The 20,480-nt window shown below is 65.3% G+C and carries 19 protein-coding genes; 8 read left to right on the plus strand and 11 right to left on the minus strand.

All coding sequences use genetic code 11. The features are described 5' to 3' along the window. The 5 genes from dapA to HQN78_RS11205 form a co-directional block, all read right to left on the minus strand. Positions 1-876, minus strand: coding sequence for a 4-hydroxy-tetrahydrodipicolinate synthase (gene dapA / locus HQN78_RS11190; RefSeq protein ID WP_107799025.1), 876 nt, complete (start codon positions 874-876; stop codon positions 1-3). A 43-nt stretch (positions 877-919) separates the two neighbouring features. Further along, positions 920-1,525 (minus strand): Na+/H+ antiporter NhaC family protein, encoded by a 606-nt coding sequence (locus tag HQN78_RS25555; protein ID WP_255701234.1) that lies wholly within the window; start codon positions 1,523-1,525, stop codon positions 920-922. After that, positions 1,525-2,328 (minus strand): Na+/H+ antiporter NhaC family protein, encoded by an 804-nt coding sequence (locus tag HQN78_RS25560; protein ID WP_255701235.1) that lies wholly within the window; start codon positions 2,326-2,328, stop codon positions 1,525-1,527. Before HQN78_RS25560 ends, HQN78_RS25555 begins: the two co-directional genes overlap by 1 nt. Before the next feature lie 211 nt (positions 2,329-2,539). Beyond that, positions 2,540-3,784 (minus strand): FAD-binding oxidoreductase, encoded by a 1,245-nt coding sequence (locus HQN78_RS11200; protein ID WP_235089533.1) that lies wholly within the window; start codon positions 3,782-3,784, stop codon positions 2,540-2,542. A 1-nt stretch (position 3,785) separates the two neighbouring features. Beyond that, positions 3,786-4,787 carry a 4-hydroxyproline epimerase gene (locus HQN78_RS11205; RefSeq protein WP_227107477.1) on the minus strand — a complete coding sequence of 334 codons (1,002 nt, stop codon included), beginning with the start codon at positions 4,785-4,787 and terminating at the stop codon, positions 3,786-3,788. Between the two features lie 353 nt (positions 4,788-5,140). Here HQN78_RS11205 and HQN78_RS11210 point away from each other — a divergent pair, with 353 nt between their 5' ends. The 4 genes from HQN78_RS11210 to hcnC all read left to right on the plus strand — a co-directional run bounded on the left by HQN78_RS11210 (position 5,141) and on the right by hcnC (position 9,332). Then, a complete protein-coding gene (locus tag HQN78_RS11210; RefSeq protein ID WP_235089534.1) occupies positions 5,141-5,836 on the plus strand; it encodes a GntR family transcriptional regulator in 696 nt (231 codons plus the stop codon). 549 nt (positions 5,837-6,385) lie between these two features. Then, a complete protein-coding gene (locus tag HQN78_RS11215; protein WP_304502853.1) occupies positions 6,386-6,664 on the plus strand; it encodes a (2Fe-2S)-binding protein in 279 nt (92 codons plus the stop codon). Beyond that, entirely contained in the window at positions 6,661-8,058 is a 1,398-nt protein-coding gene (locus HQN78_RS11220) for an NAD(P)/FAD-dependent oxidoreductase (RefSeq protein ID WP_107799019.1), read from the plus strand. Before HQN78_RS11215 ends, HQN78_RS11220 begins: the two co-directional genes overlap by 4 nt. 2 nt (positions 8,059-8,060) lie before the next feature. Further along, the gene (gene hcnC / locus HQN78_RS11225) at positions 8,061-9,332 is read left to right on the plus strand and encodes a cyanide-forming glycine dehydrogenase subunit HcnC (RefSeq protein WP_107799018.1); all 1,272 of its coding nucleotides are present in this window, start codon (positions 8,061-8,063) and stop codon (positions 9,330-9,332) included. A gap of 159 nt (positions 9,333-9,491) precedes the next feature. Here the strand turns inward: hcnC and recR are convergent, their stop codons facing one another. From recR to hrcA, 6 genes are all read right to left on the minus strand, one after another. Beyond that, entirely contained in the window at positions 9,492-10,094 is a 603-nt protein-coding gene (gene recR / locus HQN78_RS11230; protein ID WP_048412399.1) for a recombination mediator RecR, read from the minus strand. Between the two features lie 5 nt (positions 10,095-10,099). Next, positions 10,100-10,555 (minus strand): hypothetical protein, encoded by a 456-nt coding sequence (locus HQN78_RS11235; protein ID WP_235089536.1) that lies wholly within the window; start codon positions 10,553-10,555, stop codon positions 10,100-10,102. 70 nt (positions 10,556-10,625) lie between these two features. After that, positions 10,626-10,964 carry a YbaB/EbfC family nucleoid-associated protein gene (locus HQN78_RS11240; protein WP_081547734.1) on the minus strand — a complete coding sequence of 113 codons (339 nt, stop codon included), beginning with the start codon at positions 10,962-10,964 and terminating at the stop codon, positions 10,626-10,628. Positions 10,965-10,971: 7 nt separating this feature from the next. Beyond that, on the minus strand, positions 10,972-12,861 hold the full coding sequence (gene dnaX, locus HQN78_RS11245) for a DNA polymerase III subunit gamma/tau (RefSeq protein ID WP_235089537.1): 1,890 nt from the start codon (positions 12,859-12,861) through the stop codon (positions 10,972-10,974). A 73-nt stretch (positions 12,862-12,934) separates the two neighbouring features. After that, positions 12,935-13,945 (minus strand): lytic murein transglycosylase B, encoded by a 1,011-nt coding sequence (mltB, locus tag HQN78_RS11250; RefSeq protein WP_227107469.1) that lies wholly within the window; start codon positions 13,943-13,945, stop codon positions 12,935-12,937. A 130-nt stretch (positions 13,946-14,075) separates the two neighbouring features. Continuing rightward, positions 14,076-15,098, minus strand: a complete 1,023-nt coding sequence (hrcA, locus tag HQN78_RS11255) for a heat-inducible transcriptional repressor HrcA (protein ID WP_107799013.1) — start codon at positions 15,096-15,098, stop codon at positions 14,076-14,078. 310 nt (positions 15,099-15,408) lie between these two features. Between hrcA and recA the strand changes: the two genes are divergently transcribed. The 4 genes from recA to alaS all read left to right on the plus strand — a co-directional run bounded on the left by recA (position 15,409) and on the right by alaS (position 20,096). Beyond that, positions 15,409-16,461 (plus strand): recombinase RecA, encoded by a 1,053-nt coding sequence (gene recA, locus HQN78_RS11260; protein WP_043591738.1) that lies wholly within the window; start codon positions 15,409-15,411, stop codon positions 16,459-16,461. 8 nt (positions 16,462-16,469) lie between these two features. Further along, complete coding sequence (gene recX / locus HQN78_RS11265) at positions 16,470-16,925, plus strand: recombination regulator RecX (RefSeq protein ID WP_235089538.1); 456 nt, start codon at positions 16,470-16,472, stop codon at positions 16,923-16,925. A gap of 2 nt (positions 16,926-16,927) precedes the next feature. Then, positions 16,928-17,386 (plus strand): SRPBCC domain-containing protein, encoded by a 459-nt coding sequence (locus HQN78_RS11270; RefSeq protein WP_227107464.1) that lies wholly within the window; start codon positions 16,928-16,930, stop codon positions 17,384-17,386. 76 nt (positions 17,387-17,462) lie between these two features. Beyond that, complete coding sequence (gene alaS / locus HQN78_RS11275) at positions 17,463-20,096, plus strand: alanine--tRNA ligase (RefSeq protein WP_235089540.1); 2,634 nt, start codon at positions 17,463-17,465, stop codon at positions 20,094-20,096. The last annotated feature ends 384 nt before the right edge of the window (positions 20,097-20,480 follow it).

Raw genomic sequence — 20,480 nt, forward strand, 5'->3', positions numbered from 1 at the left:
TTAACGATCGAACGCGGCCAGCGCGTCGAGGAAGGCCTTGGCTTCCGCGCCCGGCAAGGGCAGCAGCGGCAGGCGCACATCGCCGGCCTCGACGCCGTGGCGACGCACGCCCAGCTTGGCCTTCTGGTTGTAGCCGCCGGATTCCATCGCCTGGATCGCCGGATACATCGCCGCCATCAGCGCGCGCACCCGCGCCCAGTCCTCGACCTTGGCCGCGTTCAGCATCGCCACCTGTTCGCCGGGAAAGACGTTGGCCGCGCCGCTGATCCAGCTGCGCACGCCCCAGAACAGAAAATCCGCCGCCTGGTCGTCGCAGCCGCAGATCACCTCGAAATCCGGCAAGTTCGCCTGGATCAGCGCCAGCGCGCGGCTGAAATCGCCGCTGCTTTCCTTGATGCCGACGATATTGGGCTCGCGGCTCAGCTCCGCCACGCTGTCGATGTCGATGCCGACCCCGGCGCGCGCCGGGAAGTTGTAGAGAATGATGGGCAGCGCGCTGGCGGCGGCCACCGCCTTGAAATGGGCGACGATGCCGGCCTGGTCCGGCAGGCTGTAGGCCGGCGGCGCCAGCATCAGCGCCTCGTAGCCCAGCTCCGCCGCTTGGCGCGCGCGCGCGATCGCGCCGCGGGTGGACAGGTCGTTGGCGCCGGCGATCAGCCGCAGCCGGCCCTTGCCCGCCTGGGCCACGCACTCCAGCACTTGGCGGCGCTCGCCCTCGTCCAGCGCGTAGTATTCGCCGGTGGTACCGCAGGCGACGACGCCGGCGACGCCTTGCTCGATGAAACGCTCGATCAGCTGCCGCAGCGCCGCCAGGTCCAGGCGGCCGTCGCGGTCGAACGGCGTGACGATGGGAACCAGAATGCCTTGTTCTTGCATGGGAGTTTCCTTTGTACTTACGGGTGGAAGAAGGTCGCGCGGCTCAAGCCGGCGCGGCGGCGGCGGGCGCGGAGCGGACGCGCCAGATCGCGATGTCGGCGTAGCCGTAGAACACGCTGATGGCGATCACCAGCAGGTGGTACCAGAGAAAGGGCAGATACTGCAGCGTGGACACGCCCAGCGTCGCCGCCATGAACACGCCGCCGTCGCTCCAGGGCACCATGGGCGCGGTCACCGTGCCGCCGGCTTCGACATTGCGCGACAGCACCCGGCGCTCTATGCCCTGCAGATCGTAATTGCGCTCGGTGATGGTGCTGGCGGTGATCAGCGACACATAGGCGGCGCCGCCGAAGAAGTTGCCGAAGAAGCCGCCCAGAATCGTCGAAACGGTCAGACGGCCCGGATTATTGGCCCAGCGCAGGAAGTTGGCGCTGATCACCTCCAGGATGCCGGCGCGTTCCATCAGGCCGCCCAGCCCCAGGGCGAACAGGATCAGCGCGATCACGCTGAGCATGGATTCGATGCCGCCGCGGTTGAGCAAGGTGTTGAGAAACTCCACGTCGGACGCGGTGCGGTTGCCGAAGTACGCGGTGCGCACCGCGTCCAGCACGGGCATGTCCTGCGCCCACCAGGCGCAGACGATGCCCATCACCGCCCCGAGCAGATCACCGGGATGGACGGCAGCCGCATCGTCAACATCGTGATCACCGCCGCCGCCGGCAGCAGCAGCCAGCCGTTGACGGTGAAGTGCGAGCCCAAGGCCTGCATCGCCAGGTCGGCGCGGCCGGTGTCCAGGCCGGCGTCGACATAGAAGAAACCGACGCCGAGGAACAACAGCGCGGTCAGCAAGGTGGCCGGCACGCTGACCCACATCATCGAGCGGATGTGGTCGATCAGATCCACCTTGCACAGCGAGGCGGTCATCACCGTGGTGTCCGACAGCGGCGACATCTTGTCGCCGACATAGGCGCCGGAAATCACCGCGCCGGCCACCAGCGGCAAAGGCATGCCGAAGCTGTAGCCTATGCCCATCATCGCGATGCCCGCCGTGCCGGCGGTGCCGAAGGAGGTACCGGTGGCCAGCGAAGTCAGCATGCAGATGATGAAGGCCGCGCACAGAAAGATCTGCGGGCTCATGATGGCCAGGCCGTAGTAGATGATGGCCGGCACCACGCCGCCGGCGATCCAGGTGCCGATCAGCGCGCCCACGGTGATCAGCACCAGCACCGCCACCATGCCGTTGTGGATACCCTGGATCAGGCCTTGCTGCATATCGTCGTAACTGCGGCCCAGCCAGTTGCCCAGCCCTATCACCAGGAACCAGCTGCTGAACAGCGCCAACTGGATGGGCAGGTCCAGCACGTTAAGGAATAGAAACATGATGGCGATGAAACCGGCCATCACCGCGACAACCTGGGTTGCGCTCGGCAAGCGCGGCGATCTTTGTTGCATGGCGTTTCTCCTCTGCTCGGGTGGGCGGCCGGCAACGTCGAGGCTGCCGGCGCGGAGGGGCCGCGGCGCTAAGAACCTGTTTACGGTCTGCTGCGCTGCTGCGATACCGCATTGAAAACGACTTCGACATGCTCATGCACCACGGGTACATTCCGCTTCCTCGGCCGTTTTCGCCTTGTCTCGCTCTAACTCGCGAGATCGAAAACACGTTCTAAAAGCGCGCCAGGCGGTAAGGATGCAAATCCAGATCCGGCGGACGCCGCAACACCATGTCGCGCAGCAGCGCGCCGGTGGTGGCGGCCAGCGTCAGGCCCAAATGGCCGTGGCCGAAAGCGAAATACAGGCCCTGGCGATCCGGAGCCGGGCCGATCACCGGCACGGTGTCCGGCAGCGACGGCCGGTTGCCCATCCACAACGTCATGCCTTCGGTGGAAAAATCGCCGACGATGCGCCGCGCCTTGTCCAGCAGGATCTCGGCGCGCCGCCAGTCCGGCGCCGCGTCGCGGTGGGCCAGTTCCACGGTGCCGGCCAACCGCAGGCCGCCGTCGGCCAGCGGCAGGATCACGAAGCTTTCGCTGGCGCACTGAATGAAATGGCGCAAAGCCACCCCGGCCTTGGGCAGGTTGACGTGATAGCCGCGCTCGCTTTCCAGCGGCACCCGGTAGCGGCACTGCCGGGTGAAGCGATCGCTCCAGATGCCGGCGGTCACCACCACCTGGGCGGCGGCCAGCGTGCGGCCATCGGCGCAGACCACGCCGTCGACCTTGCCCTCGCCTTCGCTCAGAGCCGCCGCCTCCGCTTGCTCGAAGCCGCCGCCGGCGGCGACGAAGGCGTCGAACAGGCCCCGGCAGAACAGATAGGGATCATCGACATGCGACCAGGACGCCACCTTGACCGCGCGCGCCCAGCCGTCCAGCAGCGCCGGCTCGCAAGCCTGGGCCGCCGCCTGATCCAGCGCCTGCCAGCCCACGCCGTGCTCGGACTTCCGCCGCCAGGCCGGCAAGGCCCGCTCCAGCTCGGCCGCGTCGCGGTACAAGGTCAGCGCGCCGTGCCGCCGCCACATGCCCTCCAGCCCGGCCAGCTCCACCAGCGGCGCGTAATCGGCGGCGGCCCGGTTCAGCAAAGCCGCCAGCGCGCGGGTCAGGGCAGCCACCCGCGCCGGCCGGCTGGCCAGCGCGAAACGCGCCAGCCACGGCGCCAGCGTCGGCAGATAGCGCCAGCGCACCGCCAGCGGCCCCAGCGGGTCCAGCAGCCAGCCGGGCAGGCGGCGCCAGACGCCGGGCTCGGCCAAGGGAATCACATCGCTGACCGCCAGCGCGCCGGCGTTGCCGTAGCTGGTTTCCCGCGCTGGTTCGCCGCGGTCCAGCAGCAACACCTCCAGCCCGGCTTGCCGCAGTTGCAGCGCCGCGGCGATGCCCACCACGCCGGCGCCGACGACAATGACGCGCGCGCTCATCTCAGGCCACCTCGAAGCCGTGGACATAGGGATCGGCGTCGTCCAGCAGGATGCGGTTGTAGCCGGTGAAGCGCGCCCAGCCCCGCACCGAGGGCACGATGGCCGGGTAATCGCCCACCCGCGTTTCCGCCAGCACGCGGCCGACGAACTGGCTGCCGATCAGGCTCTCGTGGATGAAATCCTCGCCGACGGCGAGCAGGCCGCGCGCGTGACGCTGAGCCAGCCGCGCCGAAGTGCCGGTGCCGCAAGGCGAGCGGTCCAGCGCAGACTCGCCGTACAACACCGCGTTGGCCGCGCTGGAGCCGGCGTTCTTGGCCGCGCCGGTCCACTGGCAATGGCGGACGCCGCGGATATTGGGGTCCAGCGGATGGACGATGTCGTAATGCCGGTTCAGGTATTCGCGCAGTTCGCGCCCCATCGCCACCAGCTGCGCCGGCGAGTAATCCGCCATATCGCGATAGCCCGGCTGCGCCTCGACGATGGGATAGAAATTGCCGCCGTAGGCGATGTCCACCCGCAAGCGCCCCAACGCGGACACCTCGGCCTCCACATCGCGCAGGTAGAGGAAGGACGGCACATTGGTCAAGGTCACCGCGGCGACCTTGTCGCCCTCCATCCGGTACTCTGCCGCCACCTTGCCCGCCGGCGTGTCCAGATTCAGCACCCCGGGCGCGGCCGGCGTCACCAGACCGTGCTCCAGCGCCATGGTGACCACGCCTATGGTGCCGTGGCCGCACATCGGCAGGCAGCCGCTGGTCTCGATGTAAAGCACCGCGATGTCGCAATCCTCCCGCGTCGACGGATACAGAAAGGCGCCGGACATCTGCGCATGGCCGCGCGGCTCGAACATCAGCCCGGTGCGTATCCAGTCGTAGCGGCGGATGAAATCCAGCCGCCGCTCCGCCTGGGTCTCCCCTTCCAGCCGCGGACCGCCGTTCACCACCAGCCGCACCGGATTGCCGCAGGTATGGCCATCGAGACATTCGAATTCGCGCACCGCCATGTTCTTGCTCCTCGCTTGTGATGGGGCCACTCTAACCGCGCTCTTTTTTGAATACAATTTTTGAGGCGCGCAGCAGACATGCGCTTGCGAGAATATTGCGTTATCTCACATGTGAAATAATTAAATACACAATAAAATCAACATATTATTGCGTGTTGTTTTTTAATCACCTTGCATTGCAGCATTGCCGCCAACTCAAAAACACCTTAAAAAAGGGATGAAACCGCGAATAATTGAATACAAAATTACAGCAGACACACCCATAATCCATGCCAAAACAAAGACTGGACGCGGCCATTGCCCGCCCTCCCCGCGCCTGTGATAATTTGAAAACTCCAACCGCCGATTTCGCCATGCCCCAAACCACCGCTCCGCGCCAAACCCTCACCGCCACCACCACCGACACGCTGCGCCAGCGCATCCTGCTGGGAGAGTGGCCGGCCGGCACCCAACTGCGCCAGGAGGCGCTGTCCAAGGAACTGGGCGTCAGCCGGGTGCCGCTGCGAGAGGCGCTGCGTCAACTGGAGGCGGAAGGATTGGTGGCCATCACCGAACGGCGCGGCGCGGTGATCGCCCAGCTGTCGCTGCCGGAAGTGCTGGAATTGCTGCGGGTGAGAGTGCTGCTGGAATGCGATATGTTGCTGGAGGCGGTGCCGCGGCAGACCCAGGCGGATCTGGACGCGGCCGGCGCGCTGCTGGCGCAGTTCGAGGAGGCGCTGCGCCGACGGGATGTCGGCGCCTGGGGCATTCTGAATTCGCGCTTCCACCTGGCGCTGTACCAGGCGGCCGACCGGCCTCAAACCCTGGCGCTGATCGAGCAGTTGCACAATCGCACCGATCGCTACACCCGGATGCAGATTCTGCTGACCAATTTCAGCGACCGCGCCCATCGCGAGCACAGCGAAATGCTCGAACTGTGCCGCCGCAAGGACGCGGTCAGCGCCGCCGCCTTCCTGAGACAACACATCCTGAACGCGGAAGAAGCCCTGGAGGCCTGGCACCAGGAGCATCAAGGCGAAAACGGCCGCAGCGCGCGCAAACCGGCCTGAATACCGCCCACCAAGCGCGGCAAGCACTTGGTTTCAAACAGAAAAGTCTTTAGACACACTATATCCAATGGCTAAAATAATGATGATGACATCAGCTTTCTAGCCATTTGATCATAATCAAATAATGCACAGTTTTGAAAATGCTATGCGCATTAAAGTAACAGAAAAATACATTATTCCAACGGTCTAGTCACGCGCAAAATCCAAGCAAGTAATTGTTTTTCAAAAACAAATACAAGACAAACACCCGCCGATCTCCTGCTGCTCCCGCCAATCTGTATACATCTGATCACAGCAATCTGTACATTGCCTGTACCCATACAATGCGATAACAATGCTTGCGACAATTAAAAAGCGATTCATCATAATTAGGCTACGGCAATCGCCAAATAGCCTGATTGTCTGACCATAGTCAGGCGCGACCAAATCGCTCGCCGCCGGAAGCGACTGTCCACTCCGCGCTCCATCCGGCGCTCCCTTATCGTGTCAGTAGAACCAAAACGAGCTATTTCGATGCCAAATTTAGACAGAAAATATGACATTCAGAAATTGAATGAAGGTCAAATCGCCATCAACATCAATGGCAACACCGTCGCCGCCGCGCAGGGCGAGACCGTGCTCAGCGTGCTCAACGCCGTCGGCTTGCGCCGCGTCAGCCGCAACGACAGCCAGCAAAGCATGGGTTCCTATTGCGGCATGGGCGTCTGCCATTGCTGCCTGGTGCGCATCGACGGCCGCTACAAGCGCCGCGCCTGCCAGACCGTGGTGCAGCCCGGCATGACCGTGGAAACCGCGGCCAATCGCATCGAACTGGAGGGCCTGCAATGAGCGCGCGCCCCATCATCGTCGGCGGCGGCCCCGCCGGCATGGCCGCGGCCATCGAGCTGGTCAAGCACGGCCTGCCCTGCACGCTGATAGACGAAGCCTCGCGCCTGGGCGGCGTGGTTTACCGCGGCCCGCTGCGCCAGGGCGTGACCCTGGACTATTTGGGCGAGCGCTACCGCGACGCCATGCAGGCGCTGCACGCGCAGTTCGCCGAAGTCAGCCACGCGGTGGAGATCAAGCTGAACACCCGCGTCGTCGGCGGCGAAGCCGGCCAGTGGCTGTACGCGCTGAATGAACAGGAAAAAGTCGAAAAGATCGACTTTGAACAATTGCTGCTGTCCGCCGGCTGCCACGAACGCAGCGTGCCCTTCCCCGGCTGGACCCTGCCCGGCGTGATCATGCTGGGCGGCCTGCAATTGCAGATCAAGAGCGGCGTGGTCAAGCCGCTGGGCCGCACCACCATCGTCGGCACCGGCCCCCTGCTGCCGCTGGTGGCCTGTCAACTGCACCGCGCCGGCGCTGACGTTCAGGGCGTCTACGAAGCCAGTTCCTTCGGCCGCATCGCCAAGGAAACCCTGGCCATGCTGAACAAGCCGCAGCTGTTCCTGGACGGCCTGAGCATGCTGGCCTACCTGAAACGCCACGGCGTGCCGCTGCACTACGGCTGGGGCGTGGTGGAGGCGAGCGGCCAGCAAGAGGTGCAGGAAGTCACCGTCGCGCCTTACGACGACAACTGGACGCCGGACCTGAACCGCGCGGTCAGCCTGGCCACGGAAACCCTGGCGGTGGGCTACGGCTTCATTCCGCGCACCCAGCTGACCCAGCAAATGGGCCTGCGCCACGCTTACGACGCCGACGGCTTCCTCAAGCCGGAAATCAACGGCTGGCAGCAAAGCAGCGAAGCCCACATCCACCTGGCCGGCGACATCGGCGGCCTGCGCGGCGGCGAGGCCGCCATGCTGAGCGGCCGCATCGCCGCCCAGTCCATCCTCAAGCAACGCGGCGCGATCAGCGCCGAACTGGCCGAGAAAAACCGCCAGCGCTACCTGACGGAACTGAAAACAGTGTTGCGCTTCCGCGTGGGCATAGACAGCTTCACCCAGCGCGGCAGCGGACAGCTGACGCTGCCGCAGGAAGACACTGTGATCTGCCGCTGCGAGAACGCGCTGCGCAAGGATATCGACGCCGCGCTGGAACAAGGCGTGCAGGACTTGATCAGCCTGAAGATGCGCACCCGCGTCAGCATGGGCGATTGCCAGGGCAAGATGTGCGTCGGCTATTGCAGCGACCGCCTGCGCGAGCACACCGGCAAGGCGGACGTGGGCTGGATCCGCCCGCGCTTCCCGCTGGACCCCTTGCCGTTCTCCGCCTTCCAAACCGAAACCGAAGAGGCCTGACCATGAGCAGACAATACGACATCGTGATCGCCGGCGGCGGCGTGATCGGCGCCTCTTGCGCCTACCAGCTGTCCAAACGCAAAGACCTGAAAATCGCGCTGATCGACGCCAAGCGCCCCGGCAACGCCTCGCGCGCCTCGGCCGGCGGCCTGTGGGCAATCGGCGAATCGGTTGGCCTGGGCTGCGGCGTGATCTTCTTCCGCATGACCTCGGCCAAGAACAAGCGCGAGGCGGCCGGCGCCGCCATCGCCGTGGACGCCAGCACCCCCCACATCCTGCCGGAGTCCTTCTTCAATTTCGCGCTGGCCTCCAACGCGCTGTATCCGGCCCTGCATCAGGAGTTGATCGAAAACCACGGCATGGATTTCAAGTTCGAGGAAACCGGGCTGAAATTCGTGATTTACGACGAGGAAGACCAGCTCTACGCCGAACACATCGCCGCGCAGATTCCCCACCTGTCCGATCAGGTGCGCTGGGTGGACCAGGCCCAACTGCGTGAAAACGAGCCCTACATCAGCCACGAGGCCACCGGCGCGCTGGAATTCCTGTGCGACCACCAGGTCAGCCCCTTCCGCCTGACCGACGCCTATACCGAGGCCGCACGCCAGAACGGCGTCGACGTATTCTTCAACACCAATGTCACCGGCGTGCTCAAGCAAGGCTCGCGCGTCACCGGCGTGCGGACGCTGGAAGCCGGCGAATTCCACTGCCACACCCTGATCAACGCCGCCGGCTCCTGGGCCGCCGAGTTGAGCCAATGGGCGACCGGCGTCGATATTCCGGTCAAACCGGTCAAGGGCCAGATCGTGCTGTCGGAAAAGATGCCCAAGCTGTTGCGCGGCTGCATCACCACCAGCGATTGCTATATCGCGCAGAAGGACAACGGCGAAATCCTGATCGGCAGCACCACGGAGGACAAGGGCTTCGACGTCAGCAACACCTATCCGGAAATCGCCGGCCTGGTCAAAGGCGCGATCCGCTGCCTGCCGGAGATGAAGAACATCAACATCAAGCGTTGCTGGGCCGGCTTGCGCCCCGGCTCCCCGGACGAGCTGCCCATCCTCGGGCCGATGCAGGGCGTGGACGGCTATCTGAACGCCTGCGGTCACTTCCGCACCGGCATTCTGACCTCGGCCATCACCGGCGTGATGCTGGACGCGCTGGTGCGCGGCGAAACGCCGCCGCTGGACGTGACGCCCTTCCTGGCCGACCGCTTCAACGCCCCGGCCGCCAAGCCGACGGTGCAGGAAGCCGTCGAACTGGCGCTCTCCTAAACCAGCGACGGCCCGTCGCTCCCGCGGCGGGCCGTCCCACTGATTCAGATGTTCCTCTGTTACAGGCCGGCTAGTCCGGCCTGCTTTTTTCGCCCCGCCGGACCGGGCCCAAGGGCCTGTTCAAGGTCCCGCGAAGCGCAGCAAAGATTGAACAGCTTCTTACTGGCCTACGCCACGACGCTCATACACCGCCTGCGCCAGAGTGCCCAGGTCGACGTACTCCAGCTCGCCGCCCACCGGCATGCCGCGCGCGATGCGCGTCACTTTGAGGCCGCGTTCCTTCAGCAGCTCGGCGATCATATGCGCGGTGACCTCGCCCTCGGCGGTGAAATTGGTGGCGATGATCACCTCCTCCACCGCGCCGTCCGCCGCCCTCACCAGCAGCTTGTCCAGATTGATGTCGCGCGGGCCGACATTGTCCAGCGGCGAGATGCGGCCCATCAGCACGAAATACAGGCCGTCGAAGCATTTGGCCTGCTCCAACGTCAGCAGATCCGCCGGCATCTCCACCACGCACAGCAAATCCTGCCGGCGCTCCTCGTCGGCGCAGATCGGACACAGCGGCGTTTCGCTGAAGGTGTTGCAGCGTTCGCAGTGGGTCAATTGGGTCAGCGCGCGGTCCAGCGCGCGCGCCAGCTTGTCCGCGCCCTTCTTGTCGCGCTGCAACAGGTGGAAGGCCATCCGTTGCGCGGTCTTGGGTCCGACCCCCGGCAACACTTTCAGGGCGGAAATCAGATGGTCTAGAGCGGGAGGATTCTTCATCGCTTTCACAATCGGGAAAAACGGCGGCGCAGACGCGCGTGCCGCCAGGCGAAAACCAGGCGGAAAATGCCGTAATGCAGTGTCAACAAGCAGGGCGCGCGCGGCGCGAAGCCGATGCGGTCCACCACTTCGCAGCCGCCGGGCAAGGCGCGCACCCGCCGCCGGTGCAGCCAGCGCCGCTGGGTCAGCATGGTAGAGCGCTCGTCGAAGGCGCCCGGCTCCAGCCGCGTCAGCTCCAAGTCGTCGCATTCCACCGGCAACAGGCCGAACAGCAGAATCCGGCACGGTCCGATGCGCGCCGGCGGCCTCAAGCCGTCGGGCAGCTCGCCGCCCGGCAAGCGCATGCGGAGCCAGGGCCCGAGCTCGTCGTTGATGCCGGCGGCGCTGGCGGCGTGCGCCCACACCCTGTCGGCGTCGGCGCGCAGCCGGCTGCGCACGGTGAAATGGGCGAATCCGCGCATGGCGACCTCGGAAACAACGTAAAAATGGCCCGGCGCGCGCCGAGCCATCCGGATGCCGAAACCGATGCGATCAGAACGGCAGCTTCATGCCGGCCGGCAGGTTCAGGCCGGCGGAGAAACCGGACATTTTTTCCTGAGTGGTGGCTTCCACCTTGCGCACCGCGTCGTTGAACGCGGCGGCGATCAGGTCTTCCAGCATTTCCTTGTCTTCCTTGGCGTCGTCCAGCAGGCTGTCGTCCAGGCTGACGCGCTTGACGTCGTGAGAGCAGGTCATCACCACCTTGACCATGCCGGCGCCGGATTGGCCTTCCACTTCCACCGTGGCCAGTTCTTCCTGCGCCTTTTTCATATTGTCCTGCATTTGCTGGGCCTGCTTCATCAGGCCGGCGATACCACCTTTGCCAAACATAATCGTTTCACTCCTTCACGGGTTGAATGGTTTCGATGAGCAGCGTCGCGTCGAATTCGCGCACCATTTGCTGCACCACCGGATCGTTTTTCATATTCTCGCGCGCGATGTCCAACTGCTCCTGCCGATGGCGGGCGTCTTTCATCGCCGGCGTCTCCAGGCCCAGCTCTTCCACCGTCACCGCCAATTCCACCGGCCGGCCGAAGCGCTCGCTCAAGGCGAGCTTGAGCTTGTCCTGGTAATCGCGGCTGGTCATGTGGCGGAAGCTCTCCGGCACCGCCAGCGCCAGGCGTTCCTGGTCCCAGTCCTTCAATACCGCATTATGGGCCAGCATGCGCGCCGCGCCCAGCTTGACGCCCAGTTCGGTCACCAGCGCCTGCCAGTCGCCGTCGAAGCGATAGTCGGCCGGCTCCTCCGGCGGCGCCTGCAAATAGGACGGCATCTCCTCGTCCGCCGCCGCGCCCTGATCCCAGGGCACCTCGTCGGGACTGACGTCACCGTCGTCCGACGCGTCTTCCTCCTCGGGCTCCGGCTCGGGCGGCGGCGCGGCCTGACGGACCGGCGCGGCCGGCGCAGGCGGCCTGGCTTCGGGCGCGGCAGGCTCGGGTTCGGGTTCCGCCGCCGGCGCGCTGTCCTGAACCGGCTGCGGCGCGGATTGCCGCGGCGCCGGCGAACTCAGGCCGGCGGCCTGCAAGGCCCGCGCGGCCGGCGAAATGCCTCCCGGCGCGGCCGGGACCGGCTGCGCTTGCGGCGGCTGCGGGCGAGCCGGCGCGCCGGCGGCCGGGCGCGGAGGCGCGGCTTCGGCCCGGGCGTTGGCCGGATGGAAGGCCAGCATGCGCAGCAGGGTCATATTGAAACCGGCGTGCTCGTCCGGCGCCAGCGCCAGGTCTTTGCGGCCGTGGATGGCGATCTGGTAATACAGCTGCACGTCCTGCGGCGCAATGGCGTCCGCCAGCGCCTGCAGGGCGTCGCGTTCCGGCTCGTCCTGGGCAACCGCCTGCGGCACGGTCTGCATCAGCGCCAGCTGCTGCAACAAGACCGCCAGTTCGCTCAAAGCGCCTTCGAAGCTGACCCCGCGCTCGGCCAGGCCGTCGGCCTCGGCCATCAGCTGCGGGCCGTCGCCGGCGGCCAAGGCCTGCAGCAAGGCGAACAGATAGCGGCGGTCCACCGCGCCCAGCATCGCGCGCACGCCGTCTTCCTTCACCTCGCCCAGACCGTAGGCGATGGCCTGGTCCAGCAGCGATTGCGCGTCGCGCATCGAACCGGAGGCGGCGCGGCCCAGCAAGGCCAGCGCCGGCGTCTCGTAGGCGATGCCTTCCACGTCCAGCATGTGGGCCAGATGGCCGGCCACTTGCTGCGGCGTCATATTGCGCAAGGAGAACTGCAGACAGCGGCTCAACACCGTGACCGGCACTTTCTGCGGATCGGTGGTGGCCAGAATGAATTTGACGTGGGCCGGCGGCTCCTCCAGCGTCTTCAGCATCGCGTTGAAGGCGCTCTTGGACAGCATGTGCACTTCGTCGATGATGTAGACCTTGAAGCGGCCGGACGTCGGCGCGTACTGGGCGTTTTCCAGCACTTCGCGGATATTGTCGATGCCGGTGTTGGACGCGGCGTCGATCTCCAGCAGATCGACGAAGCGGCCGGTGTCGATCTGACGACAGGCCGAACATTCGCCGCAGGGTTCGGCGGTGGTGCCGGTTTCGCAGTTCAGGCTCTTGGCCAGAATCCGGGCGATGGTGGTCTTGCCCACCCCGCGCGTCCCCGTCAGCAGATAAGCGTGATGCAGGCGCTGTTCTTTGAGGGCGTTGGTCAAGGCGCGCACCACGTGCTCCTGGCCGACCAGATCGGCAAAGCGCTTGGGACGCCACTTACGGGCAAGGACTTGATAGCTCATGGGGGCGGATTTTAATGGCAATTGCCGCGCGTGGCGACAGGTTTCGCGCCGCCGCGGCGGGCGGCGCGCGGCGTCACGGCTGGGCCGCGGCCTGGCCCGCCAGATAGCGCTGGCGCAGCTGATCCGCGATTTCCTGCACCGCCTTGGCGTACAGCGTGCTGCGGTTGTAGCGGGTGATCACGAAGAAGTTGTTGAGGCCCAGCCAGTATTCGGTGACGCCGGGCGCCGTTTCCAGCGGCACCAGCACCGCCGGCACGTCGTCAGCCACCGGCGACTGCGGCGTCACGCCCATTTTCTTCAGCTCGCCCACGGTGTAGTGCAGATTGAATTTGTCGGCGATCAGCTGATCGATCTGCGGCCCCGGCTGCACGCTGGCCGGCAGGATCACGTCGTCGCCGTGGCGCCAGCCGTGGCGCTGGAAGTAATTGGCCACGCTGCCGATCGCGTCGTCCGGATCGCTCCAGATGTCGCGGTGGCCGCTGCCGTCGAAATCCACCGCCCATTTGCGGAAGCTGGACGGCATGAACTGCGGCCAGCCCATCGCGCCGGCGTAGGAGCCCTTCAGCGTCAGCGGGTCCTTGCCCTCCTCCTTGGCCAGCAGCAGGAACTCGGTCAGCTCCTTGCGGAAGAATTCCGCGCGGCGCGGGTAATCGAAACCGATGGTGGACAAGGCGTCCACCAGGCGGAACGATCCGGTGTTGCGGCCGTAATGGGACTCCACGCCCAGGATGGCGACGATGAGCTCGGGAGCCACGCCGTATTGCTGCTCGGCCCGCGTCAGCGCGGCCGCGTTGGCGCGCCAGAACGCCACGCCGTCGGCAATGGTCTTTTCCCCCACCGTGGAATTGCGGAACTGATACCAGGGGCGCGAGGTGGACGGCTTGTCCAGAATCTTGATGATGTTGGGCTTGAGTTCGACATTGGCGAACACCGCCTCCAGCTCCGGGCGGTTGAACTGGCCGCCGGCCACTTGCTCGTCGATGTAGCGCTGCACGTCCGGACGCGCCAGAAAGGCCGCGTCGGCCTGCGCCAGCTGGAAGGAGAACAGAGCCGCCAACGGGGCCAGTTTAAGCAAAGATTTCATGGGCTGGTTTCTGAATAAGCGTTTTTGACTTAGCCGCGCTCCTCGAAGAACGCGGCGCGAAAACTATAGCCGCAGACCTCGCGTCAAGCCTTGCGGCGGCCAAAACCGGCGCACGGCCGGCGCACGGGCGCTAGGCCCGGAACGACAAGGCGCTGGACACCAGGCGCGCGGTAATGTCGACGATAGGGATCACCCGCTCGTAAGCCATCCGGGTGGGACCGACCACGCCCAGCGCGCCGACCACCTGGCCGTTGATCCGGTAAGGCGCGGTCACCACCGAGCATTCGTCCAGCGTCATCACGCCAGACTCCTCGCCGATGAAAATGTTCACGCCCTGCGCTTCCCGCCCCTGGTTCAGCAGCTTTAGCAGCTCGGTCTTGCGTTCGAACACGCTGAACAACTGACGCAGCCGCGACAAGTCCTCGGACAGGTCGCTCACCTCCAGCAGCCGGCTGCCGCCGGCCACCACCACCGCGGCGCTGCTGGCCGCCATCGAGCTCTGCCCCAGGCGGATCGCCGCCGACATCAATTCAGCGATGTCGCCCTGCAGCTGACGCAACTCGTCCGCCACCCGGCTGGCGATGCGATCCAGCCCCTGGCCGGCGTAATGCTGGTTGATGAAATTGCCGGCCTCTATCAATTCCGACGGCGTGTAATCGCGTTCGGTGGTCAGCAGATGGTTCTGCACGTCCCCGTCCAACGTCACCAAGATCATCAGCACCCGCCGCTCGGACAGGCGTAGGAATTCGATCTGGCGAAAAGCGATGTCGGAGCGCTGCGGCGTGACGATCACGCCGGCGAAATGCGTCAGCTCGGACAGCAAGGAGGACGCGGACTGGGCGATGCGCTGCGGGCTGTCCGGCTGCAGATTCAGTTCCAGCTCGTGCAGCGCCGCCTCTTCCAAAGGCCGGATGGTGAGCAGACGATCGACGAACATGCGGTAGCCGCGCGCGGTGGGCACCCGGCCGGCCGAGGTGTGCGGCGCCGCGATCAGCCCCATCGCCTCCAGCTCCGCCAGCACATTGCGGATGGACGCGGACGACAGCTCGACGCCGGGCAGCATGGACAGGGTTTTGGACCCCACCGGCTGGCCGTCGACGATGTAGCGTTCGATCAGGACCTTGAGCAGGTGTTGCGCGCGTTCGTTCATCATGATGGCTTCATTGTACACAGGGTGGACACTTGTAAAAGTGGTCGCAATCACAACTTTTTCAAGCGAGATCGCGGTTTCCCGTCCCGAAGGACGGTATCGCCGGCAAGCGGCTCTGCCGTTGGCCAAGGCTTTATGAGATAATCGACGGCATCTTTTCGGCTATCGGCGCGGCAAGCGCGAGCGCGACGGGGCAGCCCCGCCGGCGCCGCGCAAACCCCTGTCCGGCATCGGGTTTTCCCCGCCGCCATGGACGCGGCCCGCCGCTGGCCGAGCATTCATTTTGTTTAGCGCCCCCCACACTGGAGACAGCATGGCATCCGAAGACAAGAGCAAAGCGTTGGCCGCGGCCCTTGCCCAAATTGAAAAACAGTTTGGCAAGGGTTCGATCATGCGCATGAGCGACAACCAGATCAACGAAAACCTGCAAGTGGTCTCCACCGGCTCGCTGAGTCTGGACCTGGCGCTGGGCGTCGGCGGCCTGCCGCGCGGCCGCGTGGTGGAAATCTACGGCCCGGAGTCGTCCGGTAAAACCACCCTGTGTCTGCAAGCGGTGGCCGAGATGCAAAAATTGGGCGGCACCTGCGCCTACATCGACGCGGAAAACGCGCTGGACCCGCAATATGCGCAAAAGCTGGGCGTCAAGGTCGACGACCTGCTGATCTCGCAGCCGGACACCGGCGAGCAGGCGCTGGAAATCTGCGACATGCTGGTGCGCTCCAGCGGCGTCGATCTGATCGTGATCGACTCCGTCGCCGCCTTGGTGCCCAAGGCTGAAATCGAAGGCGAGATGGGCGACAGCCACGTGGGCCTGCAAGCCCGCCTGATGAGCCAGGCGCTGCGCAAGCTGACCGGCAACATCAAGCGCACCAACACCCTGGTGATCTTCATCAACCAGATCCGCATGAAGATCGGCGTGATGTTCGGCAACCCGGAAACCACCACCGGCGGCAACGCGCTGAAGTTCTACGCCTCCGTGCGCCTGGACATCCGCCGCACCGGCGGCATCAAGAAGGGCGAGGAAGTGATCGGTAACGACACCCGCGTCAAAGTGGTGAAGAACAAGGTGTCGCCGCCGTTCCGCCAGGCCGATTTCGAAATCCTGTACGGCGAGGGCATCTCGCGTCAGGGCGAGATCATCGAACTGGGCGTCAAGCACGGCTTCATCGACAAATCCGGCGCCTGGTACGCCTACAACGGCCAGAAGATCGGCCAGGGCAAGGACAACACCCGCGAATGGCTGAAGTCCAACCCGGAAATCGCCGCTGAAGTGGAACGCAAGATCCGCGACGCGGTGGGCATCAAAGTGGAAATCACCGAAGGCCAGCCGGACGAAGAGTTCGCCGACGACGCGCTCGACGCCTGATTCCCTGAATGGAAAAAAGCCTGAGGGCGCGGGCCGTCGATCTCCTGTCCCGCCGCGAATACACGCGACGGGAGCTGGAGCGGCGGCTCGCTCCGTTTGCGGAGAGCCCGGAACAATTGACGGCCTTGCTGGACGATCTGGCCGAACACAGCTGGCAGTCCGATCAGCGTTTCGCCCAGCAGTTCGCCGACAGCAAGGGCCAGCGCTACGGCAGCCGCCGCCTGCAACAGGAAATGCGTCAACGCGGCGTGGACGCCGAACTGATCCGCGACGCCTTGCAAGGCCGCGACGACCTTGCCGCCGCCCAGGCGCAATGGCGGAAGAAGTTCGGCCAGCTGCCGGACACGCCGCAGGAGCGCGCGCGCCAGATCCGCTTCCTGGCCGGACGCGGCTTCCCGATGTCCGTGATCGGCAAGGTGCTCAGCGGCGCCGCCGACGACGACTTTCCCGCCGACGAGGACTGAGCATGCAAACGCGCGGCATCGCCACCCATATCGACATAGACGCCGCGCCGTCCGCGGTCTGGCGCGTGCTGTGCGACTGGGCAGCCTACCCGGAATGGAACCCCTTCATCGTCGGCCTGCACGGCCGCCAGCAGATAGGGTCTCGCCTGGTGGTCAGCGTCCATCCGCCCGGCCGGCCGCGGCTGACCTTCCGCCCGCGGCTGGAAGTCTTGCAAACGGCGGAGGAGCTGGTCTGGCTGGGGCGCGCGCTGCTGCCCGGCCTGCTGGACGGCCGCCACAGTTTTCGCCTGGAAGCGCTGGAAAACGGCGGCACCCGCCTGCATCACGGCGAAACTTTCAGCGGCCTCTTGCTGCCGCTGTTCGGCCAGACGCTGCTGGCCGACACGCGCAAGGGTTTCGAATTGATGAACCAGGCGCTCAAGCGCCGCGCCGAAACCCTTGCCAGCGCCGGCGCGGCTTGACACAATCAGCTGTCCGCGCCGCTCTGGGTTCAAGCCCCCAAAGCGGCCCAGAATTCGCAATCTTACGAAATCAAACATGAAAACCTCTGAAATTCGCCAGAAATTCCTGGATTTCTTTGCCGGCAAAAACCATCAGGTGGTGCCCTCCAGCAGCCTGATCCCCGGCAACGACCCCACGCTGATGTTCACCGTCGCCGGCATGGTGCAGTTCAAGGACGTGTTCCTGGGCTTTGAAAAACGCGATTACACCCGCGCCACCACCAGCCAGAAATGTCTGCGCGCCGGCGGCAAGCACAACGACCTGGAAAACGTCGGCTACACCGCGCGCCACCACACCTTCTTCGAAATGCTGGGCAACTTCAGCTTCGGCGATTACTTCAAGCAGGACGCCATCACCTTCGCCTGGGAATTCCTGACCGGCGAGCAATGGCTGAACCTGCCCAAGGACAAGCTGCTGGTCACCGTCTACGCCTCCGACGACGAAGCCTACGACATCTGGCACAAGCGCGTGGGCCTGCCGGCCGACAAGATCATCCGCATCGGCGACAACAAGGGCGCGCCGTACGCCTCCGACAACTTCTGGACCATGGGCGACACCGGCCCCTGCGGCCCCTGCACCGAGATCTTCTACGACCACGGCCCGAGCGTGGCCGGCGGCCCTCCGGGCAGCCCGGACGAAGACGGCGACCGCTTCATGGAAATCTGGAACAACGTGTTCATGCAGTTCAACCGCGACGAGTCCGGCACCCTGCATCCGCTGCCCAAGCCGTCGGTCGACACCGGCATGGGTCTGGAGCGCCTGTCCACCGTGCTGCAACACGTCAAGTCCAACTATGAGACCGACGCGCTGGCCTGCCTGGTGCGCGCCGCCGCGCGCGAAACCGGCATAGCCTACAGCCAGGACGTGCCGTCGCTCAAAGTGATCGCCGACCACATCCGCGCCTGTTGCTTCATGGTCGCCGACGGCATCTTGCCGTCCAATGAAGGCCGCGGCTACGTGCTGCGCCGCATCGCCCGCCGCGCCATCCGCCACGGCTACAAGCTGGGCCAGAAAGGCCTGTTCTTCCATAAGATCGTCGCCGATCTGGTGGCCGAGATGGGCGACGCCTATCCGGAACTGCGCGAGAAGCAGGCGCATATCGAAGACGCGCTGCGCGCCGAGGAGATCAAGTTCGCCGAGACGCTGGAAATCGGCATGGGCCTGGTGGACTCCGCGCTGGAAGGCGGCAAGACCAAGCTTGACGGCGACACCATCTTCAAGCTCTACGACACCTTCGGCTTTCCGGTGGACCTGACCGCCGACATCTGCCGCGAACGCGACATCCACGCCGATCTGGAAGGCTTCGAGCGCGCGATGGAAGCGCAGCGCGAGCGCGGCCGCGCCGGCTCCAGCTTCAAGATGACCGGCAAGGTCAGCTACAGCGGCGCCGACACCTGCTTCCACGGCTATGATTCCGCCAGCACCGACGCCAAGGTCTTGGCGCTGTTCAAGGGCACCGAGGCCGTCGCCGCGCTGGAAGCCGGCGAAGAAGGCATCGTGGTGCTGGACGACACCCCCTTCTACGCCGAAGGCGGCGGCCAGGTCGGCGACGTGGGCGAGATTTCGCTGCAAGGCGGCATCGGCGCGCTGTTCGACGTCAACGACACCCAGAAGATCCAGGCCGCGGTGTTCGGCCACAAAGGCAAGCTGGCCCGCGGCCGTCTGGCCGTCGGCGACAGCGTGACCGCCACCATCGATCTGCACGCGCGCGCCGCCAGCGCCCGCAACCACTCCGCCACCCACCTCTTGCACGCGGCGCTGCGCCACGTGCTGGGCGACCATGTCGCGCAGAAGGGCTCGCTGGTGAATCCGGAGCGCACCCGCTTCGACTTCGCCCACGGCGAACCGGTCAGCGCAGAACAGATCGCCGAGCTGGAGCGCGTGGTCAACCGCGTGATCAGCCACAACTTGCCGGTCAAGGCCGAAGTGATGAGCATGGAAGCCGCGCAGAAATCCGGCGCGATGATGCTGTTCGGCGAAAAATACGGCGATGAAGTGCGCGTGCTGACCATGGGCGACTTCTCCGCCGAACTGTGCGGCGGCACCCATGTGCAGCGCACCGGCGACATCGGCCTGTTCAAGATCGTGGCGGAAAGCGGCGTCGCCGCCGGCGTGCGCCGCGTCGAAGCCGTCACCGGTGAAGGCGCCATCGCCCACATCCAGGCTCAGGACGCCCTGCTCAAAGAGGCGGCCGGCGCGCTGAAAGCGCAGACGCTGGACGAAGTGGCCGCCAAGATCGGCAGCTTGCAGGACAACGTCAAGACCCTGGAAAAAGAGCTGGCCAAACTCAAGGGCCAACTGGCCGCCTCCGCCGGCGACAGCCTGGCCGACGGCGCGGCCGAGGTCAACGGCGTCAAGGTGCTGGCGGTGGAACTGCCGGGCGCGGACAACAACGCCCTGCGCGAAACCCTGGACAAGCTGAAGGACAAGCTGGGCTCCGCCGCCATCGTGCTGGCCGCCAAGGGCGACGGCAAAGTGGCGCTGGTGGCCGGCGTCACCGCCGACCTCACCTCCAAGCTCAAGGCGGGCGAGCTGGTCAACTTCGTCGCCCAGCAAGTGGGCGGCAAGGGCGGCGGCCGTCCGGACATGGCCCAGGCCGGCGGCACTCAGCCGGAAAACCTGGCGGCGGCCTTGGCCGGCGTGCAGGCCTGGGTGGCGGCTAAGCTGTAAGAACGTGTTTGCGATCTCGCGAGCTAAGGCAAGACAAGGCGAAAACGGCTGAGAAAGCGGAATGTACGCGTGGTACATGAGCATTTCGAAAACGTTTTCAACGCCGTATCGCCGACGCGAAGCAGATCGGAAACAGGTTCTAAGCCTCCCAACTCTCGTCAACAGACCGCGCGCTGCGCGGTCTTTTTATGTCTTCCACGCCGTCGGCCTTGGCTGCCGCCGCTTTCTTGCTCCAGGTCAAGGGCATCAGGATTACGAAATACTAATATTGAGAGGCTTAATGATGGCTTCTCCTTTTGTTGTTTGCATTTCAGCCCTGCTCGCCTCTCCGATCAGGGCGTTTTTTTGCGCGCGGCCATGAAAAAAGGCGGCCTGAGCCGCCCT

The organism is Chromobacterium sp. Beijing, from assembly GCF_021496765.1.
In the GTDB taxonomy this organism is placed as follows: domain Bacteria; phylum Pseudomonadota; class Gammaproteobacteria; order Burkholderiales; family Chromobacteriaceae; genus Chromobacterium.